Annotated in this window: 18 protein-coding genes; 14 read left to right on the top strand and 4 right to left on the bottom strand. The window is 36.7% G+C overall.

Going from position 1 to position 24,776, the window contains the following annotated elements; genetic code table 11:
* Positions 1–155: 155 nt before the first annotated feature.
* Positions 156–1,358 carry an MFS transporter gene (locus JO178_RS05095; protein ID WP_291932657.1) on the top strand — a complete coding sequence of 401 codons (1,203 nt, stop codon included), beginning with the start codon at positions 156–158 and terminating at the stop codon, positions 1,356–1,358.
* A 67-nt stretch (positions 1,359–1,425) separates the two neighbouring features.
* Here the strand turns inward: JO178_RS05095 and JO178_RS05090 are convergent, their stop codons facing one another.
* Positions 1,426–1,806, bottom strand: coding sequence for an STAS/SEC14 domain-containing protein (locus tag JO178_RS05090; RefSeq protein ID WP_291932655.1), 381 nt, complete (start codon positions 1,804–1,806; stop codon positions 1,426–1,428).
* Between the two features lie 117 nt (positions 1,807–1,923).
* Between JO178_RS05090 and JO178_RS05085 the strand changes: the two genes are divergently transcribed.
* Positions 1,924–3,129: an FAD-dependent oxidoreductase gene (locus JO178_RS05085; protein ID WP_291932651.1), complete on the top strand. Its 1,206-nt coding sequence runs from the start codon at positions 1,924–1,926 to the stop codon at positions 3,127–3,129.
* Between the two features lie 59 nt (positions 3,130–3,188).
* On the opposite strand, the gene JO178_RS05080 is transcribed toward JO178_RS05085, so the two are convergent.
* Positions 3,189–4,790, bottom strand: coding sequence for a mucoidy inhibitor MuiA family protein (locus JO178_RS05080; RefSeq protein WP_291932647.1), 1,602 nt, complete (start codon positions 4,788–4,790; stop codon positions 3,189–3,191).
* Positions 4,791–4,947: 157 nt separating this feature from the next.
* On the bottom strand, positions 4,948–5,622 hold the full coding sequence (locus tag JO178_RS05075; protein WP_291932644.1) for an SIMPL domain-containing protein: 675 nt from the start codon (positions 5,620–5,622) through the stop codon (positions 4,948–4,950).
* 363 nt (positions 5,623–5,985) lie between these two features.
* On the opposite strand from JO178_RS05075, the gene JO178_RS05070 reads away from it, so the two are divergent.
* From JO178_RS05070 to JO178_RS05055, 4 genes are all read left to right on the top strand, one after another.
* Positions 5,986–7,767: a histidine kinase gene (locus JO178_RS05070; protein ID WP_291932641.1), complete on the top strand. Its 1,782-nt coding sequence runs from the start codon at positions 5,986–5,988 to the stop codon at positions 7,765–7,767.
* A 153-nt stretch (positions 7,768–7,920) separates the two neighbouring features.
* Positions 7,921–8,337 (top strand): DUF6326 family protein, encoded by a 417-nt coding sequence (locus tag JO178_RS05065; protein ID WP_291932638.1) that lies wholly within the window; start codon positions 7,921–7,923, stop codon positions 8,335–8,337.
* Between the two features lie 79 nt (positions 8,338–8,416).
* On the top strand, positions 8,417–9,151 hold the full coding sequence (locus tag JO178_RS05060) for a LytTR family DNA-binding domain-containing protein (RefSeq protein ID WP_291932635.1): 735 nt from the start codon (positions 8,417–8,419) through the stop codon (positions 9,149–9,151).
* Positions 9,152–9,307: 156 nt separating this feature from the next.
* Positions 9,308–9,850, top strand: coding sequence for a lipocalin family protein (locus JO178_RS05055; RefSeq protein WP_291932633.1), 543 nt, complete (start codon positions 9,308–9,310; stop codon positions 9,848–9,850).
* A 51-nt stretch (positions 9,851–9,901) separates the two neighbouring features.
* Here JO178_RS05055 and JO178_RS05050 read toward each other — a convergent pair whose 3' ends face one another.
* Complete coding sequence (locus JO178_RS05050; RefSeq protein ID WP_291932631.1) at positions 9,902–10,375, bottom strand: hypothetical protein; 474 nt, start codon at positions 10,373–10,375, stop codon at positions 9,902–9,904.
* Between the two features lie 116 nt (positions 10,376–10,491).
* On the opposite strand from JO178_RS05050, the gene JO178_RS05045 reads away from it, so the two are divergent.
* From JO178_RS05045 to JO178_RS05010, 8 genes are all read left to right on the top strand, one after another.
* Positions 10,492–11,742, top strand: coding sequence for a CinA family nicotinamide mononucleotide deamidase-related protein (locus JO178_RS05045; RefSeq protein ID WP_291932628.1), 1,251 nt, complete (start codon positions 10,492–10,494; stop codon positions 11,740–11,742).
* Positions 11,743–11,832: 90 nt separating this feature from the next.
* Positions 11,833–15,231 carry a polysaccharide deacetylase family protein gene (locus tag JO178_RS05040; protein WP_291932624.1) on the top strand — a complete coding sequence of 1,133 codons (3,399 nt, stop codon included), beginning with the start codon at positions 11,833–11,835 and terminating at the stop codon, positions 15,229–15,231.
* A 76-nt stretch (positions 15,232–15,307) separates the two neighbouring features.
* Entirely contained in the window at positions 15,308–17,365 is a 2,058-nt protein-coding gene (locus tag JO178_RS05035; RefSeq protein WP_291932621.1) for a M13 family metallopeptidase, read from the top strand.
* Between the two features lie 218 nt (positions 17,366–17,583).
* Positions 17,584–19,644, top strand: a complete 2,061-nt coding sequence (locus JO178_RS05030) for a M13 family metallopeptidase (RefSeq protein WP_291932616.1) — start codon at positions 17,584–17,586, stop codon at positions 19,642–19,644.
* A 282-nt stretch (positions 19,645–19,926) separates the two neighbouring features.
* Positions 19,927–22,023 carry a M13 family metallopeptidase gene (locus JO178_RS05025; RefSeq protein WP_291932613.1) on the top strand — a complete coding sequence of 699 codons (2,097 nt, stop codon included), beginning with the start codon at positions 19,927–19,929 and terminating at the stop codon, positions 22,021–22,023.
* A gap of 271 nt (positions 22,024–22,294) precedes the next feature.
* Positions 22,295–22,741, top strand: coding sequence for a type VI secretion system contractile sheath small subunit (locus tag JO178_RS05020; protein WP_291932610.1), 447 nt, complete (start codon positions 22,295–22,297; stop codon positions 22,739–22,741).
* 21 nt (positions 22,742–22,762) lie between these two features.
* Positions 22,763–24,124, top strand: a complete 1,362-nt coding sequence (locus tag JO178_RS05015; RefSeq protein WP_291932606.1) for a DUF5458 family protein — start codon at positions 22,763–22,765, stop codon at positions 24,122–24,124.
* Between the two features lie 79 nt (positions 24,125–24,203).
* Positions 24,204–24,662, top strand: a complete 459-nt coding sequence (locus tag JO178_RS05010; protein ID WP_291932602.1) for a hypothetical protein — start codon at positions 24,204–24,206, stop codon at positions 24,660–24,662.
* Positions 24,663–24,776: the final 114 nt, after the last annotated feature.

Here is a 24,776-nt window from a genome sequence, read left to right as displayed (position 1 = left end):
AATGATTTAAAGTTAAATAAAAAGGTCAATATGGAGCAAATTTTTATCATTTCAAAAGAAGTGAAATTCAATCTTTCTTTCGATTTTTGCACTTTCAAATTAAAGATGAAGCCCTGTATTTCATTTTTAATACAAATTTCCGAAAAGAATATATTATGAAGATTGATAAAAGAATAATACCACTGGCTATTGGTGGATTGGGAATAGGAACCACGGAGTTTACCGTTATGGGGCTCCTTCCCGATATTGCAAAAACACTACAGATCACCATTCCGCAGGCGGGGCATTTGATTTCTGCCTATGCAATGGGAGTCGTAATCGGTGCGCCTATCCTTATCGGATATTCTGTGAAATTCCCTCCTAAAAGAGTGTTGATGGCTTTTATGGTTCTGTTTACTTTGTTTAACGGACTTTCTGCTATTGCTCCGAATTATACAACCATGCTGATCATCAGATTTATGTCCGGACTTCCTCACGGAGCATTCTTTGGAGTAGGAACTGTAGTCGCTGCTAAAATGGCGGGGAAAGGCAAGGAGGCATTTTATATTTCCATGATGTTTACAGGTCTTACGGTGGCCAATCTGGTTATGGTTCCGCTGGTTACCTATATCGGGCATACTTTCCACTGGAGACTGTATTTTGCTATTGTAGCTGTGATAGGTCTCTTGGCTATATTCTTTTTAAAACTGTGGCTTCCTGCAATGGAATCCAATCAGAATACACATTTCCTTGAGGAACTGAAGTTTTTGAAAAACAAGCAGTCATGGCTGGTCTTAACGATCACCGCTATCGGGTTTGGGGGGCTTTTCACATGGCTTAGCTATATAACTCCTTTAATGACAGTTGTTGCCGGAATAAAAAGCAGCCAGATGGCTTATGTAATGGTTCTTGCCGGAGCCGGAATGGTCGTAGGAAACCTCGTTGGAGGTGTTGTTTCCGATAAGCTGGGTCCTGAAAAAACCTGTGCCCTTCTGATCTTTTTGATGATGATCTCGCTGGGAGGTGTATTTTTCCTTGCTGAACATCAGAGCATCGCTTTGGTATTAACGTTCATGTGCGGAGCTTTATCCATGTCCATTGCATCACCTATCAATATTATGATGATGAAAGCAGCACCCAATAGCGAAATGATGGCAGCAGCTTTTATGCAGGCAGGCTTTAATATTGCCAATGCTATGGGAGCATTTCTTGGGGGAATTCCTTTAGAATACGGGCTGCCTTTCAATTATCCGTCGCTGGTAGGAGTGGGAATGACTTTTATCGGAGTGGTTGTCAGTGTAAGGTACATGTATCTGTATGGTAAAGAAACACCCGCTGAAAAAGAAGCCACTGCAGAATGCGTTTCATGTGATCAGTAAAATACAGGTCAAAAAATACAAAAAGCTGTTTCATCACTGAAACAGCTTTTTTTGTATAAAGTTAAATCTACGCTTCTACTTCATCTCCGTTTTTGCACCAGTAGAGCGCATTGTATAAGTTTTCTTTAGGGAAAGATTTAAACTCTCCAGGCATCAGGACACTGAAAATGTCTGTGAAATTCTGTACACCTTCCTTGTCTGTGACAATAGCGGTACGGTTCCATTTAGTAAGGTTTTTTAATCCTAAAAGTGCATCTTCAAGCCAGGCACCTATGGTAAACTTATCCAGATCAGTATCCAAATACAATAAGTAATTCAGCTCGCCAAATTGATCTATTTTTTCTTTCACACGAGGAATTACCAATCTTTCAAAATCTTCTTTCGTTACTTCTCCCGTTGCATTGAATGCCGCAACATTTTCCGGAGCTTCTGGAATAATTGTTATCATAGTGAAATATTTTATGGTGGTTTGATTTTAAGTGCAACAACAATAATTACACCATAATTTGCCCTAAAATTGTTAAAATTGATATAAATATTGTTATTTTTAATGTAAAATATCAATATGGATCTCAAATCAAATGAACCTTTCTGGCTTTTAAAAAATGGATTAATGGCTTCGTATCCTTCCCTGAAATCCAATGCAGAATGTGATGTTCTCATTATTGGTGGTGGAATTACAGGAAGTCTTATAGCCCACCAGATGATAGAAGATGGCTATAATACCATCCTTATTGATAAGCGCGAGCTTTGTAACGGAAGTACCTCAGCGACTACCTCTATGCTACAGTATGAAATAGACATCCCGTTGTTTGAATTAAAAGACAAAATCGGAGAAAAAGGAGCGGTACTAAGTTATAAAGCTTGCTCTGATGCTATTGATATTATTGAAAAAATTTCAAAACTAATACACTCGGAAGCCGGGTTTAAACGAAAGAAATCGTTATATTTTGCTTCAAAGAAGAAAGATACAGAATGGCTGAAAAAAGAATTCGAAGCCAGAAAAAGTGCAGGTTTTAAAGTGAAATGGCTGGAAACAGATCAGATTCTGAAACAATTTGGCTTTGAGAATACATACGGAGGTATACTCTCTGAACAGGGCGCCAGTATAGATGCTTTTCAATTTGCTCATGAATTATTCAGACATCATGTAAAAAAAGGATTACAGATTTTTGATAAAACCGAAATGCTAAAAGTAGATTACCATAAAGGTTTCAATCTCATAACCGTTGAAAGCGGCTATCAGATTAAAGCTAAAAAAATAATTTATTGTACAGGGTATGAGAGTAAAAATATGCTGAAAGAAAATTTTGTTGATCTTAAAAGTACCTATGCTGTAGTCTCTGAAATAGATACCGGCACATTTAAAAATATCCGCAATACACTGGTATGGAATACTGATGAACCCTATCTGTATATGAGAACCACAGATGATGACCGACTGCTGATTGGGGGTGGGGATGAAGACTTTTATGATGCACGGAAACGGGATTCACTATTAGAGAAAAAAGAAAAAGAGATCTTAAAAACTTTAAAGAAGATCAAACCCGATTATCATTTTTATCCTGATTTTGTCTGGGCTGGAACTTTTGGAGAAACCAAAGACGGGCTCCCTTATATCGGAGAACATCAAAAATTCAAAAATTCTTATTTCGTGCTGGGTTTTGGTGGTAATGGAATTACCTTTTCCGTCACAGGTATGGAAATGGCATCTTTGTTTATGAAAAATAAAAAACATCCGTTATCACGATATTTTAAATTTGGAAGATAAAACAGCAGCAGTTGTTCTACAATAAAACCCGGTTCTCACAGAGACCGGGTTTTGTAATTTTATCTGTTATAATACTGTATTCGCATTTCTTTAGGATATTTGACTTCATATGAAAAGACGATCTTTTCTGAACCTCCCGAAATAATCTTCTTATTCCAGAGGATGCTTCCCGTTTTTTCATCAAAACTTCCGTCTCCTGTATCTACTGCTTTTACGGAGATTTTAGAATTTTCACTGACCGGAACCTGGTCCAGGATTTCCAGTTCAATACTTTCTTTTTTATTATTCCGTATGCTGATCTGGTAAGATTCATTTTCCCATTTATTGGAATTCATAGACTTCTCAGAAGTCTTATCTTCCAGTTTAATTCTTTTCACAGTAATTCTTTCATCTGCACCAAGGGAAATCGGGAACTCGTCTTTTACATAATTACTGCTCATCATTGTTTTTCCGATATAATTATCTTCAAAATAAATATGAGCTTCACCGGTAATCAGATTAAGATGTTGCCAGTTTTTTATAAAAGCCATCAGGAATACCTGATTATTGATTTTAGGAACTGTGTGATATTTGTAAGTAGCATCAACCCGCTTTTTATCAAGAATAACATACTGTTCTTTTTCCTGACTTAAGATGGTCTGATTATAATTAAGCTCATAAATCACATTCATCTGATTGTCTGAAACGGTAGCAACAGGAATCTGCCCCGGTTTCACAGCTGCTTCTTCTCTTATCTGATAAGAATTTACCGCAGAAGTTTCCTTTTTAAGTTTATAGCTCGCCATTTCAATCTGAGGATTATAAGGAGTATATTCAGCTACATACAGCGGAGATAAAACAGGTCTGTCCTGTTGAGATGAAGGTCGGTAAGTCGAAACAAAGAGTTTAACATTTTTCCAGTCTTGTCCCGTTCTTTGATAAATTTTTCCTTTATAAACCATTTCAAGAGGTTTCTTTACGGATTCAGCCCGCAAATCATAAGATGGAACCCAGCCGGCATCAGAAACAATATAGCTTATGCCTAAGTTCAGATTCGTATCATTATCAGCAAAAATCTCCAGTAAAAGTTCCTTACGGTTTGAGTTTTTGTGGGTTTGCTCCTCTGCTGACTGGTTGCTAAGTTTGGCCATATTTTCATTCAGTACTTCCTGTTGTTCATTGAGAGAAAATACCTGATTATCGATTTCCAGCATTCTTTTTCTGTAAAAATCAGTAAGTTTTACCAGTTGTTCCTGAGGGGTAGACTTATCATTTGTTGAAACCTTTACATTCGCATTGATGATATTCTGTTCTCCGGTAAGGTTTTTAATCTGAATATTCAGCAAATCGATCTGCCTCTGAAGCTTTTTTCTTTCAGTTTCCAGTTTTCTCTCACCGTCCGATAATTCATCGGCTTTCAAAAAGTTATTTTGAGGGGTAATGGAGAGGAGGGTCGTATTTTTCTCAAGATTGATTTTGTAGGTGTTTTCGTCCAGATTATTCGGGAGATTAATAATTTTTACTTTATTGATTCCTTTTTGAAGATTGAGACTAGTAGTCCCGAAAACCTTAGCTCCCTGAAGAAATACAGTTGCCTGCTTAACATCGATTTCTTTTTTAATTTCCTGTGCTTTTAAAAAGGATGCAGCGCATGTTATGAGTATTAAAAGATAACGTTTCATTGTTTATTATTTTGAAATTATAGAGTAAAATTAGCCGTATGTAAGCCTGAAAACAGGGATACTTGGTGAAAAGAGACTTTCACTTGGTAAGTCATGCAGTATTCCAAGCTAAAAACAAAAGGCTGCCGAAAAAGCAGCCTCTCTTAAATCTGTTATTTTAAAGGATTTCGTATCTGGTTTTGATACTGTATTTTAACTTGATGTTTTCAATATTGTCAAACGAATAATCTACTGAAGCATCAGCCATTTCCATCTGTACACTGTTTATTCTGCTTTTATAGGCTACCGGAAGTACAGTATCGCTGGTATAGTCTTCAATTTCCACGATTTCAATGGCATTTCCTGTCTTTTTACCCATACTTTCCAGCAGGTAATCTGCTTTTTCTTTTGCCGCTTTTAAAGCATTGATCTTTACCGTTTTTCTGAAGTCTGCAATTTTGGTGTTTTTTACTTCAGCAATGTTCAGGCTGCTTACCCATTTCTGATTCAGGTCCTCAAAAATCTTACTGATATTTGATTTTGTACCGACTTTAAACTGATAATTCTTCGTAAACTTGGCTGTTTTAGAATAGATGTTCTGATACATCGATTTGAACTTAATATCTTCGTTCTTTATTCCCGAGCTTTTTAAAGTTTCAAACAGCTTCTTTTCATTGTCTGCAAGATCATTTTTGTTATCCGCTTTGATTCCGATGCTGAAGATGATTTCATCCGGTTCTACTTCCATTTCAGCAACACCTGTTACTTCAATTGCATTTTTCTTTACTTCCTGAGCATTAACAAAGCTTCCAAAAGTTAAAATTCCGATTAATAAAAAATGTTTCAATTTCATAATTTTCTGTTTTTAATTTTAAATTCTGAGGTAAAATTAGTCAGAACCTTAGCCGGAAATGGGAAGACTTGGTGAAATGAAACTTTCACTTGGTGAAACGGATAAAAAAGCAAGCCGGATCGTAAAGACCGCTTAAAAAAATAGAGAAGATATGAGGATACTGAATGAGTCAAAACTTAATGACTGATCTTGCTTTAACCGATTTTCTGTATCACTTAATATACTGTATATGATAGATGATCCTCTGTTTAACTTCATCATAAAGAGAGAGCAGGTCGCTTGGTGAAATACGGTTTTGACTTGGTAGAGGATAGGAGAGGATAGATAAAGTTTTACTTACTTTGCATTAAAGATCTGAAATCGGTGAAATTAATTTTTAAAATAGCATTCATTTTAATATTCGCAGTGGGAATTCCTGTTACAGCGCAGGATACAACACGGGTTTCTCAGGTACTTAAGTCTGCCGCGAAATTAAAGAAAGCGGTAGATAAAAATGATAATAAAGGAGTTGCAGACGCCTATGTTGGAATGGCCAGTGATTATTTTAACCAGGGTAATTATGCCAAAAGTGAAGAATATCTGATTAAAGCAAAAAATATATATCAGAATCTGAACGATAAAAAAAATCTTGAATCCGTTACCCGGAAACTGGCCCAGTCACAGGAAAAACAAAATAAAATAACTCCTGCCATCAACAATTATAGCATGGCAGCACAAATGAGTTACAGTGAAAAAAGCAGAGCCGTCAATTCCAATGATGTGGCAAGGCTGTCTTCTCCCAGCCCTGAGCAGAAAGCGGAAGCTATTCAGAACAATATCAATATCAGTAAAAAAGAAAATGATCAGGCTGATGTAGCGGCAGGTTACAGCCAGTTGGCAGAAGTGAATATGCAGCAGAAAGATATTTATAAAGCGGAAGAGAATCTGAATACGGCTTATAAAATTTCAAAAAAAGAAGCTCCACAACAGGCTTTGGCTATTAACCAGAAACTGGCAGATTTCTATGTTGAAAATAAGAACTTTGATAAAGCTATTGAAGCTAAAAAGAAGGTTTTAAAGGAAGATTTTGTAAAAGATAATTCTCAGGAAAAAGTCAATCAGATTCAGGAACTGGCAGATATTTATATCAAAAAGAATGATACTGATGAAGCTGTTACACTCCTGAAGAATGCTTATGGAATTGCTTTGGATAAAGGCCATACACTGGAAGCCCAGAAAAGTGTGAAGAAGCTGGATAGTCTGTATGCTATATCCGGAAATACCAGTGCTTCGGTTCAGTTATACAGAGATTTTTTAGGAAGACTGCCGGATTTGGTTTCCAAAGACAGAAGCCTGGTAGATAATAAAATTCTTGAAGATACAGAACAGAGAATTTCACAGCTTGAAAAAGAAAAAGGATTGAAAGATGAACTTATTCGTAAGAAAAATATCTTCAATTATAGTTTAATAGCAGCTTTGATTTTGTTGACGGGTCTGGTTATCTTTATTTTCAGAACCCTGAAAAAAGTGCAGATCAGGAATAAAAAAATTGCCCTTCAGTCGCTGAGAAGAGAAATGAATCCCCATTTTATTTTTAATAGTCTGAATAGTGTCAATCATTTTATAGCAACCAATAACGAACTGGAAGCCAATCAGTATCTCACCAGGTTTTCCAAGCTGATGCGCGGGGTGATGGAAAATTCTACTGAAGATTTTATTCCCTTTCAGCAGGAACTGGATCTTCTTCAGAATTATCTTGCTCTCGAAAAAACACGTTTTGCAGATAAATTTGATTATGAAATTGAAGGAGATGAAAGTCTTAATCTCCAAAGTCTTCAGGTTCCCGGAATGCTTATACAGCCGTTTCTGGAAAATGCCATTTGGCACGGACTGCGTTACAGGGCTGAAAAAGGGTTTTTGAAACTGAGCTTTGAAAAGACCGGACAATATCTGAAAATTACGATTGAAGATAACGGGATCGGGATTGACGAAAGTAAAAAACAGAAAACTCAGCATCAAAAGGCTAGAGAAGGACGTGGAATGAAAAATACCCTGGAAAGGATTCACCTGTTGAATGATCTGTATAAGAAAGAAATTTCATGTACTGTAAAGGACAAGAAAAATAAAACCGGAGTTTTGGTAGTTCTGCAAATGAGTATAGTGTAAATTATAATGAAAAATTGAGGTTATTTGGTAATAAATACTAATTTGTAAGGTTGATGATAAAAATATTTTTTGTTTTTAAATGTAACAAATGATGAATATGAGTGTCTTATTCTGCTGATACTAAAAATTATTAATCAATTATATACCGTTACCATGAATAATCTTTCTCAGCTTGAAAATACACCGGTCAATATAAAAATCATACTTGCCGGTCTCTGGACGTCTGTTACATTATGTTATTTATATGGCGATTATTTCGAGCTGTATACCCCGGGAAAAGCACAGGATCTTGTTAATCAAAGCAATCTCTTAGATTCGCCTTTAAAGTTATTAACAGCTTCGGTGGTTTTGGCTATTCCCGCTGTTATGGTATTTCTTTCTCTGATTTTAAAGCCGGTGATCAACAGGATACTTAATATGGTCTTCGGAATCTTTTTTACTTTAGTGATGCTGCTTATCGGTGTCTCCTCCTTTTCAGAATGGTATTTATTTTATGTTTTTCTGGCTGCTGTAGAATGTATTATCACAATACTGATTGTCTGGTATGCCTGGAAATGGAAAAAAATATAAAGCACAGCATCATAAGTATCCTCCATAGGAAGATTAGCATAAATATTGCTAATTTGTAATTCACAATTATGATCTGTCAATGAAAATAAAAGCCGTCATCGTAGACGATGAAATCATCGCAAGAGAGGTTCTGAGAAGCTATATTACCAAATACTGTCCTCAGGTTGAACTTCTGGGAGAGGCCGAAAATATCAAGGAAGCCGTTCCTCTGATTGCTGAGGTACAGCCGCAGCTTGTTTTTCTGGATGTAGAAATGCCTTTCGGAAATGCTTTTGATGTATTAGAAGCTACTAGAGAATTCTCTTATGAAACCATCTTTATTACTGCGTTTTCACAATATTCTTTACAGGCCTTAAATAAGTCGGCAAGCTATTATATTTTAAAACCCATCGATATTCAGGAGCTTATTCTTGCAGTCAATAAAGTCGCTGAAAGCCTTGAAAAGAAAGAAGAACTCAACAGGAATAAAATTCTGTTGGAAAACTTAAAGCTAAAACCGGAAAAACAACAGCTCATCCTGCCGACTTTACAGGGATTTGATGTGGTAAAGACCGAAGATATCATAAGGCTTCAGGCTGATGGAAATTTTACTCAGGTATATCTTACAGACGGTTCAAAAAAAATGGTGTGCCGGTTTCTGAAGCATTTTGATGATTTACTGGAGAATCCCTTTGTGAGAGTTCATCGCTCTCATATCATCAATACCACCTTTGTGAAATCCTATCACAAAAGCGGGACTGTAATGCTTTCTGACGATACGGAAATAGAGGTTTCCGGCAGTTTTAAAGATCATTTTCTGAAAGTTTTTTCGTAGAATTTATCGTTCCTTAACAGCGCAAAGGCATTATTTTTGACGCTTTTACAACAACCACACAAAATCTTTGTTATGAAATCGCCATGATTGGCATACACAAATACTTATGAAGGTGATGCGATTCCATATGATTTAAAAAATAATAAATATCTACATATGAAAACGATTCACAAAATTATACTTCCCGTCTCATTAGGAGCAATAGGTCTTCTTATTTTTAATTCATGTTCTGTAAGGATTCCCAAAGGTGCAACAGCAGTAAAAGATTTTGATGCTAAAAAATACCTGGGAAGATGGTATGAAATAGCCCGCTTCGACTACAGGTTTGAGAAAAATCTGGATAATGTGACCGCTGAATATTCAGAAAATCCTGACGGAACAATCAAGGTGAAAAATAAAGGATATAATTATCTCAAAAAAGTGTGGGAAGAATCCATAGGAGAAGCAAAATTTGTAAAAAATAAAACAGAAGCAAGACTTAAAGTCGCCTTTTTTAAACCATTTTGGGCAGGGTATAATGTGATTGATATGGATGAAGACTACCAATATGCACTTGTTGCAGGAAGCAGCCTGAAATATGTATGGATTTTGTCGCGAACAACTACTATTCCTGAAAGCATCAGACAACGATTCATCCAGAAGGCAAAGAAAATTGGCTATACCACAGATGAGCTGATCTGGGTGAAACATAATCAATAAGACAAAAGGCCAAGAGAGTAGTAAATCTATTTTCTTAGCCTTCTTAGTTTTCTAACTGTTCACATATTCTTTCCATTCTTCAAAACGATGATCAATAACCTGTTTCATAAGGTCGTAGTTCTCGTAAGTATCCTCAATATGATAGAATGTTTCGTATTCATAGTCGTTTTCCTCTGCTTTGGTATCAAAAAGATTAACATAGTCATCTGCGAATGAACTGAATCTGTTTCCGAAATCGGTGTCATCAGCATAATAATCTTTTGCAAAAAGATTCCCCAGTTCATTCAGATCATATTCTGAAAATTTTCCGTCACAAGCATCCATGATAAATTCGGCACCGGTAATTTCTCTTCTTTTCAGTTTTTCAATCTCTTCTGCAGCATCCTCTCTCAGCTCATCAGAAATCAGGTTGTTTTGAATGCACCAGTTCAGGAACATTCCCGTATGCGTTGCTCCGTTTTTCTCAGGAAGTCCCTCAGGAAAATCACCCCCATAATGCCAAGAAGCATCATCATATTTAGACATAATAATAAATTATAGTTTTAAACAATTTTTGCCAAAAATAGAAAAAATCATTTTATGTTGTGACAGCCATAGATTTTCCCGTCATTTGCAGAGAATTTTTTTCAATAAATTGATCTATGGAAAAAGCTGTTCTGATTAGTATTGGTGACGAAATCCTGTCTGGAAATACAGTAGACACCAATTCTAATTTTATTGCCTCCGAACTGAAGAATATAGGCATTAAAGTTTCTCAGATATTTACAATTTCAGATGAAATTGAAACGATTAAAAACACCTTAAGCGATGCTTTCGAATTGGGTGATTTAATTATTACCACCGGCGGTTTAGGACCTACAAGAGATGACAAGACTAAAAAAGCACTGGCTGAATTTTTTAATGATGAAATTGCTTTGGATGAGACTACTTTTAACCATTTGAAAACCTATATGGAGAAGAGGGGACGTCTGGAAATTTTGGAAAGAAATAAAGAGCAGGCCTTTGTTCCTACCCAATCAGTGGTTTTTCAAAATCATTTCGGAACAGCACCCTGTATGATGATGGAGCAGAACGGAAAAATCTCTTTTAGTCTTCCGGGAGTTCCTTATGAAGTGAAACCGCTGATAAAAGATCAGATTGTTCCGTATTTACAGGAAAAATACAGTCTTAACTATATTCATACGAGAATCGTTTCTGTAGTTGGGATACCCGAAAGTATCCTTGCTGATACTATTGAAGACTGGGAACTGGCTCTTCCGGAGAATATGGCCTTATCCTATCTTCCTGTCGGAACAAGGGTAAAACTCAGATTAACAGCATCAGGTGATCATGAAGAGATTTTAAAACAGGAAACGGAAGTTGAAATTCAAAAGCTGCTCCCTTTGATAAAAAATAACGTCATTGCCATATCTGAAGATAAAATAGAACAAATCCTGGCCGAAATCCTTACTGAAAGAAATCTTAGCATTTCCACCGCTGAAAGTTGTACCGGTGGGGAACTGGCAAAAATGATTACCTCAGTTTCAGGAAGTTCAAAATATTACCTGGGAGGGATGGTAGCTTATGCTACCGAAAAAAAGATTAAAATTTTAAATGTCTCCCCTGAAACCGTTAATCAGTTTACCGTAGTGAGTGAGCAGGTAGCACAGGAAATGGCTAAAGGATGCCAGCAATTGTTTGAAACGAATATTTCTCTTTCTACAACAGGTGTGGCAGGCCCCGGAAAAGGCGAAGACGGTAAAGACGTAGGAACTGTTTTTTATACCATTAGAATTGATGACAGGGAAGTAACGTCAAAATTATATATGCCTCATCTGGACAGACTGGATTTTATGAATTTTGTTTCTCAGAAGGTCATTCAGGACCTTGTAGGCCTCCTGATTAACATTTAAGAGTGAAGACTTCCTTTTTAATTTTTTTTTAATTAATTTTAATTCAGTTTTTCACACTTTTTGAAAACCATTCCTTAAAATTTTAAAATAGTGGAAAATTCCAAACAGATTTTTCAGACCAACAGCAAGAAACGTTGGAAAAGTGTACAGTGGAGCAGCCGTTTTTTTATCTTTATTGCGGCTTTGCTTCTTCTTGCTTTAGGGCTGATGATGACCCTGGACAGAAGTCCGAAAATTCCTTTTAAGGAAGACTATAAAGCAGTGATTACTGCTAATAAACCTTATCTTCAGGAGAATAAAATATCTAAAGAGTATAAAGGATTCAGAAACTTTATTTCTGAAAAAACAATGCATACCAGTCTTTCCAAGATTGAAAAAGCAAGAGCCGAAAGATTAAAAAATCAAAACAGAAACTGGGCGCAATTTCCGGGAGGAATCCGCTCTGCATTTTATGTAGCCTGGGATCCGCAGTCTCTGATGTCTCTGAAACGAAATGTCAGACACGTAAACCTTGTTTTCCCGGAATGGTTTTTTATTGATCCTAAAACAGGAGATCTGAAAACCAATGTAGACCCCGAAGGTTATAAAGTAATCAAAAGAACAGGCGTTGCCGCAATGCCGATGCTGAGTAATAACTCTGACAGAGAATTCCGTTCTGAAGGACTGGTGAAAGTACTTAATGATCCAAAGAAAAGAACCGACCTGATCCAGAAGATTACCCAACAGTGTAAAAAATATCACTTCAAAGGAATTAATATTGACTTTGAGGATATGAACCTGGATTCTGATGTTAACCTGATTGCCTTTATGAAAGAGCTTTCAGAAACATTCAAACAGAATCAGCTGTTGGTGACTATGGATATTATGACAGATAATGATGATTATAATATCCCAAGGCTGGATCCTTATGTAGACTATTTTGTACTGATGGCTTATGATGAATATTCTCCCAGCAGTGACGCCGGTCCGGTTTCTTCACAAAAATGGATAGAAGCTCAAACCGGTAAAATAGTGAAACAGACCTCCCCCCATAAAATTATTCTCGGGTTAGGAGCATACGGATATGACTGGAGTTCCAATAAAGACGATAATACTTCAGTTACCTATATGCAGGCCATTACAAAAGCCAGTGCAAGTAAGGCTGTCATTGACTTTAATGACAATACCTTTAACCTGAACTATTCTTATACAGATTCCAAAAACTTCACTCATACAGTGTTTTTCAATGATGCAGCTTCTATTTTTAATACCATGCGTTTTTCATCCGAATATCCGCTGGCCGGAACTGCGCTTTGGAGACTGGGAAGTGAAGACAGCAGAGTCTGGAATTTCTATGATAAAGATCTTACATTTGCCGGACTTTCAAAGCTTAATCTGAAATCGCTGGAAAACGTGAAAGGGCAGACTATGGTAGATTATATCGGAGATGGAGAGGTGTTGGATGTATTGAATACTCCGCATGATGGAAAAATAGCTCTGGAAATTGATCCCAAAGAGAAAATCATTACAGACGAAAATTATATTACTTATCCGAGTTCATATGAGGTGAAAAAATATGGAAGTGCTCCTCAGAAAGAATTGGTACTTACATTTGATGACGGTCCGGACGAGACTTATACTCCTCAGGTATTGGATGTATTGTCCAAATATCACGTACCGGCAGCTTTTTTCCTCGTAGGTCTGAATGCAGAAAAAAATCTTCCGCTGGTAAAAAGAATTTATCGTGAAGGTCATGAAATAGGGAACCATACTTTTACCCATGAAAACGTTGCTAAAGTAAGCCCGCAAAGAGCTTTACTGGAACTAAAACTTACCAGATTACTAATCGAGTGTATCACGGGACACAGCACTATTCTGTTCCGGGCACCCTATAATGCCGACTCTGAGCCTACAACCTCCGAGGAAATTATTCCGGTAGCATTGGCAAGACAGCAAAACTATCTGGATATTGGAGAAAATATTGACCCTGAAGACTGGCAGCCGGGAATAAAAGCTGATGAAATTGTAAAACGTGTACTTGCCGGAATCAAACAGCAGAGAGGAAATATCATTCTGCTTCACGATGCCGGAGGAGATACGAGAGAAGAAACGGTGAAAGCATTGAAAATATTAATTCCAATGCTACAGAAACAAGGATATCATTTCACAAACCTTACCAGTATTCTTCATAAAAGTAAAAATGAACTGATGCCGGAAATTCCTAAGACAAAATCATATTATGTAATGCAGCTTAATCTGGTATTGGCTACGGTAATCTACGGGGTAAGCCATTTCCTGGTGGCACTGTTTACTATTTTTATTGTTTTAGGGTTGATAAGACTGATTCTGATGACTTATTGGGCTTTTAAAGAAAAAAAGAAAGAGAAAAAACTGGGTGAATTCCCGATACTGGAATCCTATCCGAAAGTGTCTATAATTGTTCCCGCTTATAACGAAGAAGTGAATATCGTTTCTTCTCTGAATAATTTATTGAAACAAACGTATCCGAATTTTAACATTATTATGGTGGATGACGGAAGTAAGGACTCCACATATGAAAAGGCAAAAACTGCATTTCCGGATCATCCGAACCTGAAAATTTTCACAAAAACGAATGGAGGAAAGGCAACGGCACTGAACTTTGGGATTTCACAAACAGATGCAGAATATGTGGTATGTATTGATGCCGATACCAAATTACAGCAAGATGCCGTAAAATATCTTGTCGCAAGATTTTTAAATGCAGGTCCTGAAGAGAAAATTGCTGCAGTAGCCGGAAACGTGAAGGTTGGAAATACCGTAAACTGGCTTACAAAATGGCAGGCGATAGAATATACGACAAGTCAGAATTTTGACAGGCTGGCTTATGCCAATATTAATGCAATTACAGTGATTCCCGGTGCTATCGGGGCATTCAGAAGATCTGTGATTCTTGAAGCAGGTGGCTATTCTTCCGATACCTTAGCTGAAGATTGTGATATTACAGTGAAGATCCTGAGAGAGGGATATACCGTTGCTAATGAAAATAAGGCCGTTGCTGTTACAGAAGCTCCGGAAACCGTAAAACAGTTTTTAAAGCAGCGTTTCCGCTGGACCTATGGAATTATGCAAATGTTCTGGAAACAAAAACAGACTTTCCTTAACCCCAAATATAAAGGATTGGGACTTTGGGCAATGCCGAATATTTTACTCTTCCAATACATTATACCGTTTTTCTCACCTTTGGCAGATGTGCTGATGTTCTTGGGAATTATATCCGGAAACGGAAGTAAAATATTTACCTATTATCTGATATTTCTTTTCGTGGATGCTTCTTTAGCATTAATAGCTTTCGTTATGCAGCGGGAAAAATTGATCAACCTGTTGTATATCATTCCGCAAAGATTCGGGTATAGATGGCTGATGTATATTGTATTATTTAAAAGTTTAAGAAAAGCATTGAAAGGCGAAATGCAGTCCTGGGGATTCCTGAAAAGAACAGGAAATGTAAAAGAGATAACAACATCTTAATATTTAATTAAATTTGTTTTCTTGAAAAGTAACAAATCGTAAATAAATTATACATATTATATAAATTGTTATCATAATGAAAAAATTAACGCTTTCTTTGTTTTTAATAGCAGGGATCTGCACTCAAAATACGATGAGCGCACAAGCTAAAACTGCCAAAGTAGCAGTTGACAATACGGATAAAGGCTTAGACCTTAGTTTGATGGATACTTCGGTACGTCCACAGGATGATTTTTATAACTACGTAAGCGGAACCTGGATGAAAACAGCCAAGATCCCTTCTGATAAGCCAACTTGGGGAAGTTTCAACAAACTGGCGGAAGATACGGATAACAATTCCATGACTATTTTAAATTCGCTGTTGAAGGATAAATTTGCTGATGGAAGTGAAGGTAAAAAAATTCAGGATCTGTATGCAACATACATGAATATGCAGAAGAGAAATGCAGACGGGATCAAGCCTATTCAGGGAAATCTGAATAAAATAGATGCCATCAAAAATCTTGCTGATCTTCAGAACTATCTGATTTCTGTAACGAAAGAAGGTGAGAATAACTTCTACGGATGGGGAGTATACGCAGATTTAAAAGATTCTAAAATGAACGCTGTTTACTTAGGAGAGGCATCTCTTGGTTTGGGAAGAGATTATTACCAGAAAGTAAATGAAAAAAATACTGAGGCTATTGCTGAATATCAGAAATATGTAGCTTCAATGCTGACAGAACTGGGATACAAGAATGCTGATGCTGCTGCAAAAGGGATCGTTGATTACGAAAAAAGTATTGCAAAAACTTATCTGACTAACGAGCAGAGCCGTGATAATACCCTTCAGTATAATCCTCAGACAATGAAAGAGCTTTCAGCTTTGGTAAAAGGAGTAGATCTTCCTGCTTACCTTAAAAAAGTTGGAGTGAATACGGACAGAGTAATTATCGGAGAATTAGGCTACTATAAAAATTTCGATCAGTTAGTAAATGCTAAAAATCTTCCTGTAATTAAAGATTATCTTAAATTCCATATGATCAACGGCAGTGCTTCTTACCTAAGCGAAAAATTAGGAGATATGAAGTTTGCTTTCTTCGGAAAATATTTAAGAGGACAACAGGAACAGAGAGCACTTAACAAGAGAGGTTTCGAATTGATTAACAGAAATATCGGAGAAGCATTCGGAAAATTATATGTTGAAAAATATTTCCCTGCTGAAGCGAAAGCTCAAATGGTGGAATTGATCGATTATCTGAAAAAAAGTTTTGCCGTTCACATCAACAACCTTGCGTGGATGTCTGCTACAACGAAAGAAAAAGCAACTCAGAAATTGAATAAATTCACTGTAAAAGTTGCTTATCCAGACAAATGGAAAGACTATTCTAAATTAAATATCGTATCTGAAGCAAAAGGTGGAAACTTATATTCAAACCTTCAGAATATTTCCGAGTGGCAGTACAATAAAGATCTGGCTAAAATCGGAAAACCGGTTGATAAAACAGAATGGGGAATGACTCCACAGACTGTGAATGCTTATTATAACCCGGTAAATAACGAAATTGTTTTCCCTGCAGCCATTCTTCAACCCCCATTCTTTAACCCTAAAGCTGATGCTGCGGTAAACTTCGGTGGAATTGGTGCTGTTATCGGTCACGAAATGAGCCACGGATTTGATGATTCAGGAGCACAGTTCGATGCAGATGGTAACCTGGTAGACTGGTGGACTCCGGAAGATAAAGCGAACTTCGAAAAAGCAACAAAAGCGCTTGCATCTCAATATGATAAATATGAGCCGGTAAAAGGAACTTTCGTAAACGGTACTTTCACTAATGGTGAGAATATCGCAGATTTAGGAGGCGTAAACATCGCTTATGATGCCCTTCAGATGTACTTAAAAGATAAAGGAAATCCTGGGAAAATCAGTGGATTTACTCAGGATCAGAGATTCTTCCTAAGCTGGGCTACGGTTTGGAGAACTTTATCAAGTGAAAAATATATGATCAATCAGGTGAAGACAGATCCGCATTCTCCGGGTTACTTCAGAAGTTTTGGACCGCTTATCAATGTTGATGCATTCTATAAGGCATTCGACGTGAAAAAAGGAGATAAATTATATAAAACTCCGGAAGACAGAATTAAAATCTGGTAATAGATATAAACCGTTCAGTAATGAACGGTTTTTTTATTCATGGACAATAGGCTGATAGAAGGCAAAACAAAATCAATAGAAGCGGGCTTTAGTCCGCTTTCTTTATTTTTCAAATGATTGGATTTTAATCCGAATCCAGCATCATAACCGGGACTGAAATTATCTTGTCTGTGTAACGAATTGTAAATCAAATACTACCTATCATAAAAACGGATACAATGAAAAAGCTTACAATATCTCTGTTTTTAATAGCAGGATTACCGACTCAAAATCTAATGAATGCACAGACTGAAACCGCCCAGATAATCGGTGATCATTCAGACAAAGGGCTAGAACTTTCTTCAATAGATCCATCTGTACGTCCACAGGATGATTTCTACAACTATGTCAACGGAAACTGGATGAAAACAACGGAAATCCCTTCCGATAAACCGGTTTGGGGAAGTTTTGACAGACTAATTGAGGATACGGATAATAAATCTCTCACCATACTGAGTTCTCTTTTAAAAAATAAATTCATGAAAGGTAGTGAAGGGCAGAAGATCCAGGATCTGTATGCTTCTTATATGAATATTCAGAAAAGAAATGCAGAAGGAATCAAACCTATTCAGAAAAACCTGAACAAAATTGATGCGATTAAAAACCTTGCGGATCTGCAAACGTATTTAATTTCTGTAACAAAAGAAGGCGGAAATCACTTTTATGGATGGACGGTAAGTGCAGATCAGAAAAATTCTAAAATGAATGCCGTTTATTTGGGAATTCCGCCTTTAGGCCTTTTAGGAAGAGATTATTATCAGAAAGCAAATGATAAGAATAAAGAAGCTATGACTGAGTATCAGAAGTATGTAGCGTCTATGTTACAAGAACTGGGATATCAAAATGCTGATGAAGCGGCAAAAAGAATTGTTGATTTCGAAAAAAATATTGCAAAAACCTATCTGACTAACGAACAGAGCCGAGATAATATAGTACGTTATAATCCAAAAACAATGGAAGAACTTTCCGCTTTGGTAAAAAATGTTGATCTGCCTTTTTATCTCGAACAGGTCGGAGTTCATACAGACAGAGTTATTATCGGAGAACTGGAGTATTATAAAAACTTGGATCAGCTGGTAAATTGCGAAAACCTTCCGGTCATTAAAGATTATCTGAAATTTCATCTCATCAATAATAATGCTGTTTATTTAAATGAAAAACTGGACCAGATTAATTTTGATTTTTTTGGAAAATATTTATTTGGTCAGCAACAACAGAGAGCGCTCAATAAAAGAGCTCTTGAACTGATCAATAGAAATATAGGAGAAGCTTTTGGAAGGTTATATGTTGAAAAATATTTTTCTCAGGATGCCAAAGCCCAAATGGTAGAATTGATTGATTATCTGAAGAAAAGCTTTACCCTTCATATCAGTAATTTAACCTGGATGTCTCCTGTTACTAAAGAAAAGGCAATGCTGAAACTGAATAAATTAAATGTCAAAGTGGCCTATCCCGATCAATGGAAAGATTATTCTGCATTGGAAATTATTCCTGAAACCCAGAACGGGAATTTATACAATAATCTTCAGAATATTGCAGAATGGAGTTATGCCAGAAGACTGACTAAGGTGGGACAGCCAGTTGATAAAACAGAATGGGGAATGACGCCACAGACCGTGAATGCTTATTACAGAGCTGTCAATAATGAAATCGTTTTCCCCGCTGCCATACTTCAGCCGCCATTCTTTAAGCCGGATGCGGATGCTGCAGTGAATTTCGGAGCAATTGGCGGAATCATCGGACACGAAATAAGCCATGGCTTTGATGATTCGGGATCACAGTTTGATGGAGAAGGGAACCTTGTAGACTGGTGGGCTCCTGAAGATAAAGCTAATTTTGAAAAAGCAACAAAAGCCCTTGCTTCTCAATATGCGCAATATGAGCCGGTAAAAGGAAGTTTCGTCAACGGAAGTTATACCAACGGAGAAAATATAGGTGACTTAGGAGGGGTAGCCGTAGCGTATGATGCACTTCAGATGTACCTAAAGGATAAAGGAAATCCGGGGAAAATAAGCGGATTCACTCAGAATCAGAGATTTTTTATGAGCTGGGCGACAGCCTGGAAAACGAAAGCAAGTGATAAATATCTTATTCTTCAGACAAAAATTGATAAACATTCTCCGGGATATATAAGAAGTTTTGCACCATTGATCAATATTGATTCATTCTACAAAGCGTTCGATGTGAAACAAGGAGATAAACTATATAAGGCACCGGAAAACAGAGTCCGAATCTGGTGATGTATATACAAAAACCGCTCACTATTGAGCGGTTTTCTGTTTTTATTATGTCTGGAGATAGAAGTTCATCGTTAGTAGATAGCTTATAGAAATTATCCCTTAATTCACTTTCTCCGGAGGGATGGTAATTAAAAATTCGACAGGCCGGTGCCTGCATCCTTACCTGTACATCACATCCTGCACTACACTGAAAACTTTCCATCATTTTCCAATTATCTTTCATCACTTATCATTAAAGTTTGTATATTTGGTAAGTTTGTGTAAAATCAAAAATTATCTTTAATGAAAAAGCTAAATATTGGAATACTTGCCTTTTCAGGTATTGTATTTCTAAATTCGTGTGGTACGGCAAAAACTGCAGGGACAGAGACAAAAGCAGAAGCTACAACAGCTGTTGCTAAGCCGGTGAAAGAAGAAGTGAAAGAGGAGGGGATTAATTTATCCTATATGGATAAAAACGTCCGTCCGCAGGATGACTTTTTTAGCTACGTAAACGGGAATTGGGTTAAAACTACTCAGATACCTTCTGATAAAGCAAGTTGGGGATCTTTTAATGCATTGAGAGAAAATGTGGATGATGCTTCTTTGGATATCTTAAATAAAATCTTATCTGAAAAGTATACTGAAGGATCAGAAGGTCAGAAAATTCAGAATCTGTATGCTTCCTTTATGGATACTTCTAAAAGAAATGCTGAAGGGTTAGCACCTATTAAAGGTGACCTGGCAAAGATTGATGCCATTAAAAATCTTAATGATCTTCAAAAATATCTTCTGGAGGCCACAAGGCTTGGTGATAATTCTTTCTATGGATGGAGAGTAAGTGCCGATATGAAAAATTCTAAGATGAACGCTGTTTATCTTGGTGGTCCTGATCTTGGTTTAGGAAGAGATTATTATCAAAAAGTAAATGAAGCTAATACTAAAACGTTAGCAGAATATCAGACCTATGTTGGAAAACTGTTTGGTGTATTAGGATATAAAAATGCTGCCCAGGCAGGACAAAATGTTGTTGATTTCGAAAAACAGCTTGCTAATTATTTATTGACACTTGAGCAGAACAGAGATGTTAATTTAAGATACAATCCTAAAAATGTGTCTGAATTATCAGGTGTGGTAAAGAATGTGGATCTTGCTAAATATCTTAAAGAGGCAGGGGTAAACACAGACAGGGTAATCATCGGGGAACTGAAGTATTATCAGAATATGGATCAGTTTATTACCCAAAAGAACCTTCCGCTGTTAAAAGATTATTTGAAATATCATTTAATCAACGGAAATGCAAGCAATCTGGATGATAAGCTGGAGCAAATCAGATTTGATTTCTATTCAAAATACTTACAAGGTCAGAAAGAGCAGCGTCCAATGAACAAAAGAGGACTTTCTCTTGTCAACAGTGTATTGGGTGAAGCTTTCGGAAAACTGTACGTTGAGAAATACTTTACTCCGGAAGCAAAACAGCAGATGGAAACCTATATCGACTACATTTTAAAATCATTCAAAACACATATCGCCAATATGGACTGGATGTCTCCTGAAACAAAAGTAAAAGCTCAGGAAAAATTATCCAAGTTTACGGTAAAGATTGCATATCCTGATAAATGGAAAGATTATACTAAATTACAGGTAGAATCTCCAAAACAGGGAGCTACATTATATTCCAACCTTCAGAATGTTGCCGCTTGGCAATATCAGCGAAGTCTGGATAAAGTTGGAAAACCGGTTGATAAAACAGAATGGGGAATGACGCCACAAACCGTAAATGCTTACTACAGCGGATCAAACAACGAAATCGTATTCCCTGCAGCTATCCTTCAGCCTCCTTTCTATAACCCTAAAGCTGATGCCGCTGTAAATTTCGGGGGTATCGGAGCCGTAATCGGACACGAAATCTCTCACGGATTTGATGATAGCGGTTCCCGTTTCGATGGAGACGGTAACCTAAACAACTGGTGGACAGATGCCGACCGTAAAAACTTTGATGCAAAAGTAGGACAGCTGGCTGCTCAGTACAGCGGTTATGAGCCGGTAAAAGGAAGCTTTGTAAACGGGAAATTTACAAGTGGTGAAAATATCGGTGACCTTGGTGGAGTAGCAGTAGCTTATGATGCTCTTCAGATGTACCTTAAAGATCACGGAAATCCAGGGAAAATCAGCGGATTTACTCAGGATCAGAGATTCTTTATGAGCTGGGCAACAGTCTGGAGAACAAAAGCAACCGATCAGTATGTTACGAATCAGGTAAAAACAGATCCTCACTCTCCCGGAGAATTCAGAGCATTCGGCCCGTTGGTAAATCAGGATGCATTCATCAAAGCATTTGATATCAAACCTGGCGATAAAATGTATAAAGCGCCTCAGGACAGAATAAAAATTTGGTAACAAGTACCAAAAATTGTTAGAAAACAAAAACGCATCATTTTTTGATGCGTTTTTTATTTATTTTTCATAGCTTAGTGATATCGTAATATAGTGATTTTATGTAAAATAATTGAGTGTAAATTGAAATAACTCAAGAAAAATCTTGACAAAATTTTGTATGTTACAGTTTTTTTTTAAATTTAAACATTGGATTGGTAATTTATTTGATTCGTCTGTAAATTACTCAAAGACAGATCCAAACCAAAATAGTAAATCTCAAAATAATAATAATATGGCAATGTTTAATTATGGTGTTGGCGGAAACGAGGTAAAAGTAGACGCTAATGAAGCTATACAGGAAATCCAGGAAAATAAATCACTGATAGTAAGCCAGCTTACCACAGAAGAATCTTATACCCCTGAAATTGTAACAGGATTAAAAACCGTGGAAGATGTCTTCAAACATTTCCAGCCTTCAGTATCTGTACAACATGAAACAGAAGACGGAAGCGTAGTGGAAGAAGAATTCCGTTTTCAAAATCTTGGAGACTTTACTCCTAAAAGCCTTACTCAAAAATCTGATTATCTGCAGCAACTGAGCATGGAACAGGAGCAGTACAACAAAATTGTACGTCAGCTGAAAACAAACAAAATTCTACGCAATATGCTGGAGAACGATCAGACAAGAGCGGCGTTCATAGATGTATTGAAAGAAGTGGCACAAGAACTTGAAAAATAATTAAAGACTTTACATTAAATCATGGATAGCAAATTACAGGCGCAGGAAAGCCAGCAGCAGAGTCAACAACAACATTCAGGACAACCGAAGGCTAATCCGCTAGCGGAACTTAATAAACTGGGAGGTTTTGGATTTGTTGAATCCGTTGTGGACGGTATCGCCAATATGAACCCTACAAGAAAGGCAAGAAAGGAAATTTTCCTTAATGACAGTAATAAAGCAGAAGAAAGAAAAGAACTTCTTCAAAAAATCAACCTTTGGGTTAATCTTTTAGAAGGAAACGAATCTGCAGATAAAATGGCTGATACGTGTAAAAATAAAGCACAACAAGCCGATCAGAATTTAAAAACAAATCTGAAAAATACACTTGATTCAGTTCGTCTGTTGGAAACCAATTACAGAACTGTAGCGCAATTCTACAAAAATACAGAATTGGACAAAGTGGATAATGTAAGCATCGTTAATGCAAGTCTGGAACAGGTTTCCGATTTGGATAATCCTTTATTTATCGATGCTATTTCCGAAGAATTCAAAAATTACTATGACCGTTTAGATCTTAGAGATAACTATTCAATCCTTGCAATTCCAGGATATTTAGGCTCCAATAAAGTGATCGAAAAATGGGCGAAAATCTGTAATGAAAATAAAGTAATGATGGTTACAGACTTCGCCAACCTTGATAAACCGGATGATGTAGTAGACTTATTCCATTCTGCAAACCTTACAGGAGGAGAACTTCACAGAAGTAATGTGATCATGACCTGTAACTGGTTGGTAGGACGTGGAAAAGCTGAAGAAGTAGGAGAAGAAGATAACGTAGAACTTCCGCCTTCAACTTCATTAGCCGGAAAAATTCATAAAACATTGATGTCTCAGGTAGCTGCCGGTAAAAAACACGGTAATATCAACGAAGTAGATGCTGTAAAATTCGAATTGAAGAAAAGTGAAATTTCTCAATTGGAAAAAATGGGTCTTGTACCTATGGTTAATGAATACGGAAAGATTATGGCATTCTCTGCCAAAACATTGTTTACAGGAGATAATATAGGCCTTCAGACGTATTCAGTAGTTCGTGTATTCGATTATGTGACAAAAGTATTACTGGACTTCCTGAACAGAAGAGCTTTTGAAAACTGGAATGCTAAAAACGAAGATGATCTGAGAAGACAGATTGTAACATTCCTGGATAATATCAAAGGACCGGATAAATTAATCGAAAAATTCAAGATTGTTCGTTTTGAACAGGACAGAGTAAACAAAGACAGAGTATGGCTTGATATCCGTATGACCCCTTATTTCCCTACAAAAAGTTTCGTAATTAAACTGGACGGACACAAAGGAGATGATGGTAACGAATGGGATGCAGAATACACTCAGGAGTAAAAAACTTATTTTAAATAATAAAAAAACCGATGTAAAAAATTGCATCGGTTTTTTTCTACCAACACCTATAAATACTCATATGAAAAAAAAACTGATCATTGGGCTTCCTATCCTGTTGATGGTATTTTTGGTAAGCTGTGAAAAAAAATATCAGCGCCCCGACCATTACAAAAACGATCTCTTTGCAGATGAACGTCAGGAAGGGAAGGCTTATATCATGAATAAAGAAGAATGCTTTGAAGGCAGCGAGCTGGTTCTTGCAAGCTCTGATGTAAAGCTGGCTGACAGTTCAAAAGGTCATGGAAGACCCTTTTTCATCTATAAAGTAAAATCGGGAAGAATGCTGAAGACCGTTCGGGATTCTGCTCTGGAATATCCTTTTCAGTTCCTGTCTCTCCAAAGATTAAAACTGAAGAATAATGATTCAATGTATGTCTATCTGAAAAGTTTAGTCGGCTATCGTTTTATTGCAAAAGATAAAAACCTGAAATATCAATGGCTGAAATCAGCTCCTGTATATTCTGTGAAGGAAAAATAATATTTATGAAGCTCATTTTATGGGTTTTATATAAAAAAAACAAAACTTACCGTTATGAATAATATACTGATGTAGAAAATTTTTCGAGATCTGATAATAAAAAAACACAAAAAA

Source organism: Chryseobacterium sp. (assembly GCF_019236175.1).
Taxonomy (GTDB): Bacteria; Bacteroidota; Bacteroidia; order Flavobacteriales; family Weeksellaceae; genus Chryseobacterium.
The sequence above is the reverse complement of the archived record's forward strand: the minus strand, read 5'-3'. Positions and strand labels throughout refer to the sequence as shown.

Excerpts from the sequence above, each read along its gene's own strand:
- JO178_RS05095 (WP_291932657.1), top strand. The coding sequence starts at position 156 with ATGAAGATTGATAAAAGAATAATACCACTGGCTATTGGTGGATTGGGA.
- JO178_RS05090 (WP_291932655.1), bottom strand. The coding sequence starts at position 1,806 with ATGATAACAATTATTCCAGAAGCTCCGGAAAATGTTGCGGCATTCAAT.
- JO178_RS05085 (WP_291932651.1), top strand. The coding sequence starts at position 1,924 with ATGGATCTCAAATCAAATGAACCTTTCTGGCTTTTAAAAAATGGATTA.
- JO178_RS05080 (WP_291932647.1), bottom strand. The coding sequence starts at position 4,790 with ATGAAACGTTATCTTTTAATACTCATAACATGCGCTGCATCCTTTTTA.
- JO178_RS05075 (WP_291932644.1), bottom strand. The coding sequence starts at position 5,622 with ATGAAATTGAAACATTTTTTATTAATCGGAATTTTAACTTTTGGAAGC.
- JO178_RS05065 (WP_291932638.1), top strand. The coding sequence starts at position 7,921 with ATGAATAATCTTTCTCAGCTTGAAAATACACCGGTCAATATAAAAATC.
- JO178_RS05060 (WP_291932635.1), top strand. The coding sequence starts at position 8,417 with ATGAAAATAAAAGCCGTCATCGTAGACGATGAAATCATCGCAAGAGAG.
- JO178_RS05055 (WP_291932633.1), top strand. The coding sequence starts at position 9,308 with ATGAAAACGATTCACAAAATTATACTTCCCGTCTCATTAGGAGCAATA.
- JO178_RS05050 (WP_291932631.1), bottom strand. The coding sequence starts at position 10,375 with ATGTCTAAATATGATGATGCTTCTTGGCATTATGGGGGTGATTTTCCT.
- JO178_RS05045 (WP_291932628.1), top strand. The coding sequence starts at position 10,492 with ATGGAAAAAGCTGTTCTGATTAGTATTGGTGACGAAATCCTGTCTGGA.
- JO178_RS05035 (WP_291932621.1), top strand. The coding sequence starts at position 15,308 with ATGAAAAAATTAACGCTTTCTTTGTTTTTAATAGCAGGGATCTGCACT.
- JO178_RS05030 (WP_291932616.1), top strand. The coding sequence starts at position 17,584 with ATGAAAAAGCTTACAATATCTCTGTTTTTAATAGCAGGATTACCGACT.
- JO178_RS05025 (WP_291932613.1), top strand. The coding sequence starts at position 19,927 with ATGAAAAAGCTAAATATTGGAATACTTGCCTTTTCAGGTATTGTATTT.
- JO178_RS05020 (WP_291932610.1), top strand. The coding sequence starts at position 22,295 with ATGGCAATGTTTAATTATGGTGTTGGCGGAAACGAGGTAAAAGTAGAC.
- JO178_RS05015 (WP_291932606.1), top strand. The coding sequence starts at position 22,763 with ATGGATAGCAAATTACAGGCGCAGGAAAGCCAGCAGCAGAGTCAACAA.
- JO178_RS05010 (WP_291932602.1), top strand. The coding sequence starts at position 24,204 with ATGAAAAAAAAACTGATCATTGGGCTTCCTATCCTGTTGATGGTATTT.